Origin of the sequence: Erysipelothrix inopinata (assembly GCF_014396165.1) — a bacterium.
In the GTDB taxonomy this organism is placed as follows: Bacteria; Bacillota_I; Bacilli_A; order Erysipelotrichales; family Erysipelotrichaceae; genus Erysipelothrix; species Erysipelothrix inopinata.
Genome location: NZ_CP060715.1, coordinates 1,776,702 through 1,790,994, shown reverse-complemented (window position 1 = coordinate 1,790,994; position 14,293 = coordinate 1,776,702). Strand labels below are relative to the sequence as shown.

Genomic DNA, 14,293 nt, shown 5'->3' with positions numbered 1-14,293 from the left:
TGTGGCGTTTTTTTATGAGATAGTATTCCAACATGGATCAAAATGCACTTTTTTGTTTTAACTTTCGTTGTTCTATCACATTGTTAAAGATTAATACATCTATAATTTATAGTAATGAATAAGGAGAAAAGTATGAAAAAAACAATAAGTATTACAGTATCTATGAGTTTGCTTTTGTTTTCGTTTAGTAACTATGCTCTTATTAATGCAGAAGAGTCACCATTATTAGATGAACCAACTGCAAATTCTAACACAAACGCTGAGTCCTTAGATAATAAAGATGAACCTTTATCAATCGAAGAGGCTAAGGAACCTGTTGAGGATAAAGAAATTCTCGAACTTGAAATTTCAGAAAACGAATTCGATCAGCTTGAAGATAACGCTATAGTAATTGTAACTTTTGATCCAATGGGTGGAACCATGGATAAAACAGTGTACGAAGTAGATGAAGGTAGCTATCCTTCGCAAGCTTTTTCTTCATATCCCGAACCTAAAAAAGAAGGATTTATTTTTAAAGGGTGGTATGCGGATGAAGAATATAAAGTTGAGATTAGTCAATCAGGCCGCATTACAGAAAATAAAACTTTCTATGCATATTGGGAGAAGGAATTTGACACTTCACTCATTTCGGATGATTTAGTGCAGTATATGATTGATGCAAAAGGATATGAATTGCCATTCAGTGAAGATGATTTGAATTTCGTTTATGATTTTGAAACGCCTTATATTTTCGAAGATAAAGATACCTCTAAATTCGAGTATCGAGAAATTCGTGATTACACAGGTATTGAATACTTTAAAAATGTAAATAAATTAACTGTGAGAATTGATCCTAATACACCAATCACTAATGAGGAGCTACAAGGATTAGCTAAAATGACAAATATTTATGAAGTTGTTTTTGAAGCAAAATTGCCGGAAGATGTAATGAATGCAGATTATTTTGACCAAGATTGGTACATTTCAAAAACATTATCAAGTAAAGAAAATGTCAAAATTTTTGAAGATGAAGTCATTAAAGTTTTGTTGGCTCTATCTTTCAATCCAGTTTTAAGTGGATGGGAAAATCAAGTGCAAATACATTTTGATTACTCTCTAAAGTTCGTTGATATGAGTTTTTTAACCCAGTTGAATCAACGTTCTGAATCGTTTTCATTTGAAATGCAATCTGGAGAAATTGGTACAACATTTTTTGAAAAACCTGAAGTTGAGATAGTCGATGAGAAAGTTTACTACAAAATTGTATTTGATAATCCGTTTATGGTTACATACTTAAATAGTCAAAATAAACTAGTGGTCGACTCTGAAAGTAAATATATGAAAAATGCTGTGTATTCAAGTTATGACTTTGGAAGTTATGATGATTATCCAGATGATTATTACGACGAACTAGATAAACCCCTTATAGTTAGATACTTAGACAGAGATGGAAATTTAATAGAAGGGTTTTCTGATGATATTGATGCTCCAGAGTTCTTTACACGCTATGAAATCTTACTAAGTGAAGCACAGATGGCAGACATGATTCGTCGAAGTAATGATCCTGATTATGAAATGAATACCATGAATTCACCAACAAAAGTTCTTTCGGGTTCTATGGACTACGACATACCCGATGGTGCTGTAGATGAAAATGGAGCAATTCCAGAAGATAATTTCAATACATATTTTAGTTATCAAGTGTTGGTAGATGTCGGGGAATTGGAAATCTTCCATAGAGTTGATTTTGATACGAATGGTGGTTCGTCAATTGACCCGATACTTAATATAAAGAATGGTTCACTAATTGCTGATCAAGGCAATCCAGTAAAACCCGGTTACAAATTTATGGGCTGGTACTTTGATAATGATGATTTCATGATTGATTTTAATTTTGATATGCCAATTACCAGAAACCTAACGCTATATGCTCAATGGGAAGCAACTGATGAGAAATACACTGTAACATATGAAGAAAATGGTGGAACAGAAGTTGCGGATCTTACAGAAGTAGAATCAGGAACGAAACTAACAGAACCTACAACTACGAAAGTGGGCTACGTATTTAAAGGTTGGTACCGAGATACAGGTTTCACAACTGTATGGAACTTTGATATTGATCTTGTTGAATCGGATGTAACACTCTATGCGAAATGGGAAGCAATTCCTGTGTCGTACACAGTTACTTATGAAGAAAATGGCGGAACTGAGGTTGCGGATCTTACAGAAGTAGAATCAGGAACGAAACTAACAGAACCTACAACTACGAAAGTGGGCTACGTATTTAAAGGTTGGTACCGAGATACAGGTTTCACAACTGTATGGAACTTTGATATTGATCTTGTTGAATCGGATGTGACACTTTATGCGAAATGGGAAGCAATTCCTGTGTCGTACACAGTTACTTATGAAGAAAATGGCGGAACTGAGGTTGCGAATCTTACAGAAGTAGAAACAGGAACGAAACTAACAGAACCTACAACTACAAAAGCGGGTTATACATTTAAAGGTTGGTATCGAGATGCTAGTTTCACAACTGTATGGAACTTTGCAGTTGATCTCGTTGAATCAGATGTGACACTCTATGCTAAATGGGAAGCAATCCCTGTGACTTATACAGTGACTTTTGAGGAAAATGGTGGAACAGAGGTCGATGATTTGTTTAAGGTAAGTGCTGGAACATTGTTAATTGAACCAATCACACAACGCGAAGGATTTACGTTCGCAGGTTGGTATAGCGATTCAACATTCTTAACTCAATGGAATTTTACTGTTGATGTTGTTAATTCTGATATTACTCTCTTTGCAAAATGGAATGAAAAATCCATAGATCCAGAAGTTAAACCAGAACCCGAAGTAACAGAACCCGAAACCCCAAAACCAGAAGTTAAACCTGAACCTGTAGAAAAACTTCCGGAAACGGGTGTGGCGGAAAACTCACTTCCAATGGCGGTTGCAGCACTCGGAGGAATGGTTGTCCTTCTTGAGATGATTAAAAAGAAAAAAGATAGTTACGAAAATAAACATTAATGTGAAAAAGTGAGTCATTGAATATCGGTGATTCACTTTTTTTATTGGAGTCATATTATTTAGAGAAAGGACACTTGGGAATAGCGAGTAATTAAAGGGTAATAATAAATAAAATTGTGATATAATGAACACGGAAGTGATGATATGAAAATAAACTATATAAATAACAGCCGTGAACAATCATGGGCTTCTTATAAAAAGTATTTAGAACCAATTCTTGATAAGACATTGACGCTTACGGACACAGACAAAAATGTGGAAGTTAGTGTCGTTTTAGTTCATGACGAGGACATCCATGTTATGAATCGAGATTTTAGAGACATTGATCGTCCGACTGATGTATTAAGTTTTGAAGATCATTCAGTTGAAGATGGCGTTCACATGTTAGGGGACATTGTAATTAGTGTGGATGCAATTCGTCGTCAAGCTGAAGATTATGGACACAGTTTAAAAAGAGAATTCTGTTTTCTTGTAACTCATGGTTACTTACATCTTTTGGGTTATGACCATATGACTCCTGAAGATGAAGCGGAAATGTTTGGGCTTCAAGAAAGGATATTGGATGAAATCGCAAGAAAGTCTCGTTAATCGAACGATAAAAAAATTCCAATGTGCTATTCAAGGTATTATCGCTGGACTAAGATTTGATAAAAGTATCAAAATACAATTTGTATTTGCGATTCTTTCGATTGTCTTTTTCAGTTTTTTTAGAATTACCACAAACGAGTGGCTCTTTGTTCTGTCAGCAATTTTTTTAGTTCTTATTACAGAATTTTTGAACTCAGCAATTGAAGATGTATGTGATCTTGTTGAAAAAAAATATGATTTACATGTTAAAGAGGTTAAAGATATCGCTGCAGGGGCAGTGTTGTTGGCGGCATTATATGCGGTCGTTGTGGCTGTAATTATTGTCGTAGGTCGATTTATTTAAGAAAAGAGGAAATGAATGGAATTTAAGTCAGGATTTATATCAATTGTTGGAAGACCGAATGCAGGAAAATCAACACTTATTAATCAAATTGTAAAGCAAAAAATTGCAATCGTATCTGAAAAAGCACAAACAACTCGCGATGCGATAATTGGTGTGAGAACAGAAGAAGATTATCAAATGATTTTTATTGATACTCCAGGTATTCATAAACCAAAACATGAGTTGGGCGAACGAATGAATAGTGCTTCGTATGCTCACTTTAAAGGTGTAGACATTATTTACTATATTATTGATGGATCACAACCTTTTGGTAAAGGTGATGAATTTGTAATTGAAAAATTAAAGAAAGTTAAGTTGCCTGTGTTTCTTGTTATCAACAAGGCTGACTTAATGGAGAAAGATGAAATGTTACTTAAAATTGCGACATTCTCTGATTTTGAGTTTACAGAAATCATTCCAATTTCTGCACTTCAAGACCAAAATGTTGATCGCTTACTAGATGTAACGTTAGATTATCTTGAAGAAGGAGTAATGTACTATCCAAAAGATCAAGTTAGTGCTTATCCTGAACAATTCATTTATGCTGAGATTATTCGCGAGAAAATTTTAAAACTTACGGAAGAAGAAATCCCACACTCAGTGGCCGTTGCTATTGAAAAGATTGTGAAGAAGGATGGTTCTACTATTATTTCTGCTGTTATCTTTGTAGATAGACCTTCACAAAAAGGAATGATTATTGGTAAACAAGGTCAAATGATTAAGAAAATTGGTATTCTAGCTCGTGAAGAATTAGAAACAATCATGGGTGGGAAAGTCTATCTTGAAACTTATGTTCGCGTTGAGAAAAACTGGCGTAATCGTGCTAAGATGTTAAATCAACTCGGATATATTGAAATTCAATATGAATCCTGATTGTGGTTATGTTCTTGCGGTAGTTCCTTACCGTGAACATGACGCAATGATTACGTTTTTATCCGAGAACCATGGGCTCATGCGATTGATTTTGCCGGGTTACTATAAACCTAAATCAAAACAGGGGAAACTGGGCTTGGAATATTCTTATGTAAAATATGAATCAAAGTTTAATGATAATCAACTGAACCGTATTACAGGTGGTGAACTTCTAGATGGTTATTTAACGAGACGATCAGATTTTGATTGGTTGTTGTATAGTTCTTGTTTAAGTGAGATTACGATTCGTTGTTATGATGAAGAATATCATGACCTGTTCTATGCAATGTTTGCAAAGGGTTTAAGAGATACATCTCAAGTTATTACTTTAATTGAGCTTGTAAAAAACATCATTGAAATTCAAGGGATTACGCCAGATGTCACGGGTTGTGTTATCTGCGGTAGTTCGCTGATTTCGCAATTCTCAGTTGAGCAAGGTGGGTATCTTTGCCAACAACATGTAAGAAACCATCGACATAATCAAAAAGAGTTGTTAATAGCCTTGAAAGGTCTATTTACACGGGAATCTATTCGTGATTATCTAGAAGAAATAGACGCTAAACAAGTACTATCAGTACTGATTGATTATTTGGAATATCATGGAGATTATAAATTTAATAGTTGGAAACTAATTTCTAATGTATAATAGAGAAAGTATATGAGAAGGTGAGAGAAAATGGTAAAGAAATATGAATTTGAAACAATTGTCAATCATGTAAGACAGACAGGTTTTGTATTCCAAGGAAGCGAGATTTATGGAGGTCTTGCTAACACATGGGATTTCGGACCTTTAGGAATTGAATTAAAGGAAAATGTTAAGAAGTTATGGTGGCAATCATTTGTATCCCGTAACCCTTATAACGTTGGGATTCAGTCTGCAATTTTAATGAACCCAAGTGTTTGGAAAGCAAGTGGACACTTAGATACGTTTAATGATCCATTGATGGATTGTCGTCAATGTAAAACACGTCATCGTGCAGATAAATTAATTGAAGAATTTTCAGGGAACACTGTTAATGCAGGTGTTATGACAAATGAAGAAATGGAAAGCTACATTGCTGAACATAAAATTCCATGTCCTAACTGTGGTGGTCATGATTTCACATCAATTAGACAGTTTAATTTGATGTTTAAAACATTCCAAGGTGTTACCGAAGATAATACGAATGCAATTTATTTACGTCCTGAAACCGCTCAAGGTATGTTTGTAAACTATCGTAATGTTCAACGCACGATGCGTAAGAAGTTACCATTTGGTATTGCTCAAATTGGTAAGTCATTCCGTAATGAAATCACACCAGGTCAATTCATCTTTAGAACACGTGAATTTGAACAAATGGAGCTTGAATTCTTTGTTAAACCAGGTGAAGATTTAAAATGGTATGAATACTGGAAAGATTTTGCAATGAATTGGCTAATTGATTTAGGCATTGATTCAGAAAACTTGATTTTGCGTGAACATGATGCTGAAGAGCTATCTCACTATTCAACAGGTACAAGTGATATCGAATATCGTTTCCCATGGGGATTTGATGAATTATGGGGTATTGCAGACCGTACTGACTATGACCTTAAACAACATCAAATTCATTCGAAAGTTAATATGGAGTACTTAGATCCAGAAACAAATGAAAAATATATTCCTTATTGTGTTGAACCATCATTAGGGGTTGAACGTCTCATGTTAGCATTGATTTGTGAAGCATATGATGAAGAAGAACTTGAAAACGATTCACGTATCGTTATGCGATTTGCACCGAAAGTAGCTCCTGTACAAGTATGTATCTTACCATTGTCTAAAAAGCTATCTGACAAAGGGCAAGAAGTCCTTGGTGAGTTTATGGGCGAATTTGCATGCGATTATGACGAAAGCGGAAGCATCGGCAAACGATACCGTCGTCAAGATGCGATTGGAACACCATTTGTTATCACAGTAGACTTTGATTCTCTTGAAGATAACACTGTAACACTTCGTTACCGTGACTCAATGGAACAAGTTCGTGTAACAATTGAAGAAGCAAAAGATATTATTACAAAAGCAATTAATGGGTGATGAAAAATGAGGCGATTGCCAGAAAGTTTAATTAATGACATTCGCTCTAAAACGGATGTTGTTGACGTTGTATCACGTTATATCTCATTATCAAAAAAGGGCAAAAACTATGTTGGTGTTTGTCCTTTTCACGATGATCATGATCCGTCAATGTCTGTCTCTCCAGATCGGCAAATATATAAATGCTTTGTTTGTGGAGCGGGCGGCAATGTTTTTACTTTTATCCAAGATTATGAAAAAGTGAATTTTATTGATGCAGTATTAAAAACAGCAACGTATGCAAATATTGATGTGAGTGAATACGAATCAATAGAGACAAAACCTGTTGACGAAGAAAAAGAAAAGTTATTAGAAGCCATGGATGAGGCGCAAAAATTTACGTCGTTCCAACTTTTTACTAAAGAAGGGCAACGCGGATTAAGTGCGATTCGTGAACGTGGTTATGATGACGCATTAATTAAAGAATTCGGAATTGGCGTTGTTTATGATAATTTTCAGCTTACTAAATTTCTGAAAGCAAAAGGGTTTGATGATGAAACGTTAATTGCGTGTGATTTGGCGCGCCTTAATGATCGTGGCGTTATGGATGTATTCTATGATCGTATTATGTTTCCAATTCATAATAGATATGGTCAAGTTATCGCGTTTAGCGCGCGTGCTTTAGATAACAATAACTCTGTTAAATATATCAACAGTAGTGAGACTAAGCTTTATGTTAAGGGGAAAACTGTTTACAACTTTCACCGTGCTAAAGATGTAGCTCGTAAACAGGGGTTTATCATCTTATCAGAAGGTGTCACGGATACCATTGCTTTTACTAAGATTGGTTTCCCGAATGTTGCTTCATTACTCGGAGTAGCATGTACTCCAGACCAAATTCGTCTTATTAAGGAATGCAGTCATAATATTGTTTTAGCATTCGATGGTGACCGTGCTGGACTCGAGGCAACATATCAGATAGGAACGAAATTAAGAAATGAACAATGTAATATCACAGTATGGTATAATGATAGTGGTCTCGACCCCGATGAAGCAGTTCGTAAAAACGGGAAAGACGCAGTAAGACGTGGAATAGATGATAGAATCCATTGGCTTGATTTTTTAATGAGCTATGCGATTGGCCAATACGGCCTTGATTCATTTGAAAAACGCAAACATGTCGTCGAATTTATGCTCAAACATCTGGGTCAAGAGGACGAACTTGAACAAAGTTATTATTTAAAGAAACTTGCAGACAAAACAGGTTTCGAGTATAGCGTCTTGTCGCAACAACTTGTTCATAAAACGGACCAACCTGAAATTGTGCAACGAACAATTGTCGAGAACATGAATCAATTTAACATAAGCATCCCTGAAAGATCCATATTAAAATATATGATGTTATCGAAAGAAGCTGCATATATATATCGAGATCAATTAGGATTTCTGATATCGGATTTAGCAACTGATTTTGCGTTGATTCTATTAGATCAATATCGTAATCAACAAGAAATTGCCATTGCCGATATTTTATCTTTGGATGTGAATGACAAATTGAAAAAGTTCGCAATTGAATTGGAAGAGGATGAACTGATTGATCGATATAACAAAGAAGGGTTATATCAAAATATTGAATTAGTGAAGAAACGTTTGGTAACGATGAATGTTAATGCGTATCGAAACCAAATAAGAGAGCAAGTTACGATTGATGATCAAATTGAATTATTTGAACAAGCAATCAAAACGATGAGAACGAATAAAAAGGAGAACATGAATGGCGAAAAAGATTAAAACTTTAGAAGAAGTAAAAGAGGAGTTTTTAAAACAGTCTGAGAAAGATCAACGTTTACTTAATGAATATGTTGAGAAAGCAATTGATCACTTGAATTTATCTGATGATGAATCAGAAGAACTCTTCAATTGGTTTTCAGATAATAATATTATCTTAGTTGATGAAGAGGATGACATTGAAGAAGAAGTTCTTCTTGATGACGAAGATGCATTGGAAGACGATGCGCTTTTAGATGATGATGCTGTTGATGGAGATGTTCCTTTTGATGACTCCATGAATAAGGTTGATTTAAGTTCCTATGAAAATGAACTCACATCCGCTAACCTTGTACGTATCAATGATCCAGTGAAAATGTACTTGAAGGAAATTGGTCGTGTTAATCTTCTTGATCCTAAAGACGAACCTGAAATTGCACGTCGACTTCAAGAGGGTGAACAAGCGAAAGAATTGATTATAAATCTCTATCGTGAGCATCTTGCAGCAGATGTTGATGATGAAGAATTTGAGATAATTATGCAAGAGTTGAAGATTGAAGATATCTTTGACATTCTTCAAGACCATTTCCAAGATGATGAATCAAACCTTGCTTATGTTGACAACTGTATTGATACATACTTTGATGGACAAGAAGCACGTCGTATCTTAATTTCAGCTAACTTACGTCTTGTTGTTTCAATTGCTAAGAAATATGTTGGACGTGGTATGTTATTCCTTGACTTGATCCAAGAAGGTAATATGGGTCTTGTTAAAGCTGTTGAAAAATTCGATTATACGAAAGGATTCAAATTCTCAACTTATGCAACATGGTGGATTCGTCAAGCAATCACACGTGCAATTGCTGACCAAGCTCGTACAATTCGTATCCCAGTTCACATGGTTGAAACAATTAATAAATTGACTCGTGTGCAACGTTCATTAGTTCAAACACTTGGACGTGAACCGACTGCAGAAGAAATTGCAGCTGAGATGGAAGGCATCACACCTGAAAAAGTTCGTGAAATTCAAAAGATTGCTTTAGATCCAGTTTCATTGGAAACACCAATTGGTGAAGAAGATGATTCTCATTTAGGAGACTTTATCGAAGATAAAGATGCAATGTCACCAGATGAGTATGCAAACAATCAATTACTCAAAGAAGAAATTAACATGGTGTTAGAAGGCCTTACTGAACGTGAAGAGAAAGTATTGCGTCTTCGTTTCGGACTTGAAGATGGTAGAACACGCACTCTTGAAGAAGTTGGTAAAGAGTTTAATGTTACACGTGAACGTATTCGTCAAATCGAAGCGAAAGCATTACGAAAACTTAAACATCCTACACGCTCAAAACGTCTTCGTGACTTCGTAGACAAACGATAATGATTCAGTTATCAAAAAGATTAATGGCAATTCATGATTTAATCCCGCAAAATGCAATTCTTGCTGATGTGGGAACTGATCATGGGTTGTTGATTGCAAAAAGTATTGAAAGTGGTAAGGTTCGTAAAGCCTATGGATTGGATATTGCGAAATTGCCCTTGAGTCAAGCTCAAAAGAATATTGCTAAGTACGATTTGAATGATTGTGTTGAATTACAATTGCGAAATGGCTTAGAGGGGTTTGAGGGCGATGCTGATTGCTTTGTAATTGCGGGTATGGGTGCTGAAACAATTTGGGATATTATTTTGGGATATACATTTGATAAAAACGATTTGATAATTATTCAATCAAATACTAAGAATCCTTGGTTACGTCAAAAATTAAGTGGTGCAGGCTTTGAAATTGAAGATGAGCTATTTATGTTTGATCGTACGATTCCTACTTTTATTATTAAAGTTAGTTATAGCCAAAATGAACGAATCCTAACTGATCAAGAACAAATAATTGGTCCCATTTTATCACGTAATAAAGATGTGGAATACATTAAGCATCTGCAACAACGACGTGATAAATTACAAACAATAAAACAACATGATGAAAACCTTAGTCATGAATTCAATGTGATACAAACGTATTTAGAAGGAAGTGGTGCTCATGAATGAACTATCACAAAAGTTATTTGAAAAAAATAATTTCGTTGAGTTAACTTCGGTACAAGAAAAAGTATTGAAGGAAATTAAAACAAATCGAGATTTAATTGTTAAATCCGATACCGGAACAGGGAAAACACATGCTTTTTTGTTCGCAATTTTAGAAAAAATTAATCCAGACTTAAACCAAACACAGGCTTTAATTCTAGCGCCAACTCGTGAACTTGCGATGCAAATAAATAATTTTGCGCGTGATATTATCGAAGTTGAACCCAAAATTTCAATTGAACTTGCAATTGGTGGGATGGATAACAAACGTCTTGAGTCTAAAATGGCAAAACAACCTCATATCTTAATAACAACACCTGGTAAATTCATTGATATTTTAAGTTGGAATGTACTTCGTGTTGATACAATTAAGGTATGTATTATCGATGAAACAGATATGATGTTAGACTACGGATTTATTGATGAAGTTGATACCATCGCATCGCGATTGCTAACTGAAACTACCTTTATGCTTTTCTCAGCAACAATCCCATCGGGATTAAGAAGTTTTATTAAAAAATACCTTCATCATCCGATTGAAATTGTTTCTACGGAAGAAAAACTTAAACCTAGAATCGAACATATATTAGTAAACAGGCGCCACCGTAATAGTGAAGAAGCTGTATTAGATATCTTATCAGTTATCAATCCGCTTCTAGTTATTATCTTTACCAATACAAAGACAGAAGCTGTTGAAATTGCGAGATACTTACGTGATTATGGTATCGACTGCGTTGAAATCCATGGAGATGTTGATGACCGTGGTCGTAAACAAGTTATGTCACGAATTCATAGTAAGAAAGTTCAATACATCGTTGCAACAGACCTAGCTGCTCGTGGTATTGACTTACCAGAGATTAGTCATGTTATTAATGTTGGACTTCCAACACATGATTTATCATTCTATACACACCGTTCTGGTCGTACAGGGCGTTCTGGTCGTGAAGGATACTGTATCTCTATTGTAGGTCCTAAAGATCAAAATTCTGTCTCAAAATTGATGAAGAGTAATGTTGTATTCAATTATATGAAAATTGAAAAAGGGACCTTGGTTCCGGCACGTCCTTTCTACAATATTGAGAAACGCACGAAAAAAGTCGATCCTGAAGTTGCTCAAATCTTAAATCGTAAAAAGATTAAAGTTAAACCTGGATACAAAGTGAAACGTAAACGTGAGATTGATGATATGATGTCACGTAAGAAACGTGCAATGATTCGTGAAGAAATCAGACTTCAGAAAAAAGAAAGAGCTAAAGCAAAACAAAAAGAACGAGAAATGTAAAACGGAGGTGAGTCATGAATTTCCTTAAAAATAAAAATCGTGTTAAAGACTATTCAGGAAGTAGTGAACACCTTAAAAAGAAAATGGATGTTGAGAAACTTATAAATTACAGACTGAAGATTCTAATGGGGATTATCATGATCCTTGTTGGAATTCTAGTTTGGCGTTTATATCAAGTTCAAATTGTTCAAGCAGAACATTTTGCAGATCTTCGAGAAAAATATACGACACCACCTATAAAAGGTAATGTTATGCGTGGTGAATTCCATGATAGAAATGGTAAAGTACTTGTTTCTAATAGAACGATTAATACCATTGTTTATGATCCTATTAAGTCAATGGATTATGACGCTAAAATGGAGTTGGGAATGCATTTTGCAAATGCATTTCCGGTTGAAGAAAAACTCAATGAGTATGATCTCAAAACACTTTGGTTGCGTGAAAACAAACTTGGTAAAGAGCTATTAACAGATGAAGAAAATGAACTCTTCAAAAAGGGGAGTTTGAAAGAATCAGAAGCTGAAAAATTGAAACGAGAACGAATTACTGAGGAAATGATTAATTCTTTGAGTTCTGAAAAGAGAAAAGCTTTTAATATCGTTTCTAAAATGGAAAATATTCAGATGGGTCAATCTGCATTAATTATGGAAGAAGTTACGAATGAACAGATTGCATACCTTGCAGAACATGCTAATGAATTTCCTGGATTCTCACATCGAATTCGATATGAACGAGAACATAACGAAGAAATTAACTTAGAAACCATCTTCGGTGGTGTTGGAGATATTCCATATGAGAAACTCGATTACTTTATTTCTAGCGGTTATGCAAAAGACGCTGAAGTTGGAGTCTATGGATTAGAGTATCAATATGAACGCTTACTTTCTGGCGTTGATGTGGAATATGAAAAGAATGGTAGCAAAATTGAAGTCAGCGAAAAGAAACCAGGTCAAAAAGGATTTGATCTCGTAACTGCAATTGACTTTGATTTGCAAAAATATGTTGAAAGTGAATCGGAAGCACTTCTAAGAAGTATGGAAGGTATTGCTGACCGGAAAAATATGGACCAAATTCAAGTCGTTGTTTCTGATCCGAATACAGGAGATATTCTCGCATTTTCTGCAGTTACACGAGGCAGTGATGGTAATTATTTCAATGATCCGCAACGTATCATGTTAAATGCTTTCCCACTCGGTTCAACCGTTAAGGGAGCTACTGTTTACATGGGACTTAACGAGGGTGTCATGAAACATGGTCAGGCGATTATGGATACGCCTATGACGATTGCAGGAACTCCTGCACGTGTCTCGTATCGTAACCTTGGTATGGTAGATGATGTGTCATCTTTAAAACTCTCAAGTAATATTTATATGTTCTATGTTGCAATTGGTTTAGGAAATACAACTTACGTTCCCAATGGACCGCTAGTTTTCCCAGATCCAATAAAAACTTATGGAACTATGCGAGATTACTATAGCCAATTTGGTTTAGGTGTTAAAACTCAAGTTGACTATCCTCGTGAAGAAATTGGATTTAAAGGTTCAACGAATAACTCGGGTACATTACTCGAATTTGCTATTGGCCAATTTGATAACTACAATGCGCTTCAATTAAATCAATATATTTCAACCATTGCGAATGGTGGATATCGAATGAAACCTCGCTTTGTAACCGAAGCTCAAAATCATGATACTAAAGAAACTGTTTATCAAAACAATGTTGAAGTATTAAATGTATTAGAAAATCCGGAGGCATTGTCACATGTTCGTGAAGGAATGAGACAGTGTGCTGCAACAGGAAACTGTACTGACATCAACCGTCTGGGATTCCCAGTTGCTGCGAAAACAGGTACCGCTCAAGATTCGAATGGATTGCGTAATTCAACCTTCGTTGCATTTGCTCCGTTTGATTCGCCAAAGGTAGCTGTGAGCTGTGTTGCTCCAAATGCTTATCCAGATCGTGGAACAGGATATGCGTTATTAAATGTTTGTGGTCCACTTACAACAAAAGTAATAGATTACTATATGAAAGATAATTAATTTATGCTATAATGACATAGCTTATTAAGTACGGAGGTAAACCATGAGAACTCAAGTTATTTTAAAATGTGCTGAATGTGGTGAAGAAAACTACTACACATCACGTAATAAAAAAGTTCAATTAGAACGTATGGAAGTCACAAAATACTGCCCACGTGACAAAAAACATACACTACACAAAGAGAAAAAATAAGCCTAGTATA

The 14,293-nt window shown here is 35.2% G+C and carries 12 protein-coding genes; all 12 read left to right on the top strand.

Features of this window, described 5'->3' with window-relative positions; genetic code table 11:
• Nucleotides 1-132 precede the first annotated feature (132 nt).
• A complete protein-coding gene (locus H9L01_RS08700) occupies nucleotides 133-3,009 on the top strand; it encodes an InlB B-repeat-containing protein (protein WP_187533570.1) in 2,877 nt (958 codons plus the stop codon).
• 144 nt (nucleotides 3,010-3,153) lie between these two features.
• Nucleotides 3,154-3,597: an rRNA maturation RNase YbeY gene (ybeY, locus tag H9L01_RS08695; protein ID WP_187533569.1), complete on the top strand. Its 444-nt coding sequence runs from the start codon at nucleotides 3,154-3,156 to the stop codon at nucleotides 3,595-3,597.
• Nucleotides 3,572-3,940, top strand: a complete 369-nt coding sequence (locus tag H9L01_RS08690; RefSeq protein ID WP_187533568.1) for a diacylglycerol kinase family protein — start codon at nucleotides 3,572-3,574, stop codon at nucleotides 3,938-3,940. The genes ybeY and H9L01_RS08690 overlap by 26 nt, the downstream gene beginning before the upstream one ends.
• 15 nt (nucleotides 3,941-3,955) lie before the next feature.
• Nucleotides 3,956-4,852 carry a GTPase Era gene (gene era, locus H9L01_RS08685; RefSeq protein WP_187533567.1) on the top strand — a complete coding sequence of 299 codons (897 nt, stop codon included), beginning with the start codon at nucleotides 3,956-3,958 and terminating at the stop codon, nucleotides 4,850-4,852.
• Nucleotides 4,842-5,537, top strand: a complete 696-nt coding sequence (gene recO / locus H9L01_RS08680; RefSeq protein WP_187533566.1) for a DNA repair protein RecO — start codon at nucleotides 4,842-4,844, stop codon at nucleotides 5,535-5,537. The genes era and recO overlap by 11 nt, the downstream gene beginning before the upstream one ends.
• A gap of 30 nt (nucleotides 5,538-5,567) precedes the next feature.
• A complete protein-coding gene (locus tag H9L01_RS08675; protein ID WP_187533565.1) occupies nucleotides 5,568-6,944 on the top strand; it encodes a glycine--tRNA ligase in 1,377 nt (458 codons plus the stop codon).
• A 6-nt stretch (nucleotides 6,945-6,950) separates the two neighbouring features.
• Nucleotides 6,951-8,714, top strand: coding sequence for a DNA primase (gene dnaG / locus H9L01_RS08670; RefSeq protein WP_187533564.1), 1,764 nt, complete (start codon nucleotides 6,951-6,953; stop codon nucleotides 8,712-8,714).
• A complete protein-coding gene (gene rpoD, locus H9L01_RS08665; RefSeq protein WP_187533563.1) occupies nucleotides 8,698-10,071 on the top strand; it encodes an RNA polymerase sigma factor RpoD in 1,374 nt (457 codons plus the stop codon). Before dnaG ends, rpoD begins: the two co-directional genes overlap by 17 nt.
• Complete coding sequence (locus tag H9L01_RS08660) at nucleotides 10,071-10,733, top strand: tRNA (adenine(22)-N(1))-methyltransferase (protein ID WP_246448982.1); 663 nt, start codon at nucleotides 10,071-10,073, stop codon at nucleotides 10,731-10,733. Before rpoD ends, H9L01_RS08660 begins: the two co-directional genes overlap by 1 nt.
• Nucleotides 10,726-12,051 carry a DEAD/DEAH box helicase gene (locus H9L01_RS08655; RefSeq protein ID WP_187533562.1) on the top strand — a complete coding sequence of 442 codons (1,326 nt, stop codon included), beginning with the start codon at nucleotides 10,726-10,728 and terminating at the stop codon, nucleotides 12,049-12,051. Before H9L01_RS08660 ends, H9L01_RS08655 begins: the two co-directional genes overlap by 8 nt.
• Before the next feature lie 14 nt (nucleotides 12,052-12,065).
• A complete protein-coding gene (locus tag H9L01_RS08650) occupies nucleotides 12,066-14,090 on the top strand; it encodes a peptidoglycan D,D-transpeptidase FtsI family protein (RefSeq protein ID WP_187533561.1) in 2,025 nt (674 codons plus the stop codon).
• A 43-nt stretch (nucleotides 14,091-14,133) separates the two neighbouring features.
• Nucleotides 14,134-14,283: a 50S ribosomal protein L33 gene (rpmG, locus tag H9L01_RS08645; protein ID WP_187533560.1), complete on the top strand. Its 150-nt coding sequence runs from the start codon at nucleotides 14,134-14,136 to the stop codon at nucleotides 14,281-14,283.
• The last annotated feature ends 10 nt before the right edge of the window (nucleotides 14,284-14,293 follow it).

Bases quoted from the DNA above. Each gene is read 5' to 3' on its own strand.
- H9L01_RS08700 (WP_187533570.1), top strand. From the start codon at position 133: ATGAAAAAAACAATAAGTATTACAGTATCTATGAGTTTGCTTTTGTTT.
- ybeY (WP_187533569.1), top strand. From the start codon at position 3,154: ATGAAAATAAACTATATAAATAACAGCCGTGAACAATCATGGGCTTCT.
- H9L01_RS08690 (WP_187533568.1), top strand. From the start codon at position 3,572: ATGAAATCGCAAGAAAGTCTCGTTAATCGAACGATAAAAAAATTCCAA.
- era (WP_187533567.1), top strand. From the start codon at position 3,956: ATGGAATTTAAGTCAGGATTTATATCAATTGTTGGAAGACCGAATGCA.
- recO (WP_187533566.1), top strand. From the start codon at position 4,842: ATGAATCCTGATTGTGGTTATGTTCTTGCGGTAGTTCCTTACCGTGAA.
- H9L01_RS08675 (WP_187533565.1), top strand. From the start codon at position 5,568: ATGGTAAAGAAATATGAATTTGAAACAATTGTCAATCATGTAAGACAG.
- dnaG (WP_187533564.1), top strand. From the start codon at position 6,951: ATGAGGCGATTGCCAGAAAGTTTAATTAATGACATTCGCTCTAAAACG.
- rpoD (WP_187533563.1), top strand. From the start codon at position 8,698: ATGGCGAAAAAGATTAAAACTTTAGAAGAAGTAAAAGAGGAGTTTTTA.
- H9L01_RS08660 (WP_246448982.1), top strand. From the start codon at position 10,071: ATGATTCAGTTATCAAAAAGATTAATGGCAATTCATGATTTAATCCCG.
- H9L01_RS08655 (WP_187533562.1), top strand. From the start codon at position 10,726: ATGAATGAACTATCACAAAAGTTATTTGAAAAAAATAATTTCGTTGAG.
- H9L01_RS08650 (WP_187533561.1), top strand. From the start codon at position 12,066: ATGAATTTCCTTAAAAATAAAAATCGTGTTAAAGACTATTCAGGAAGT.
- rpmG (WP_187533560.1), top strand. From the start codon at position 14,134: ATGAGAACTCAAGTTATTTTAAAATGTGCTGAATGTGGTGAAGAAAAC.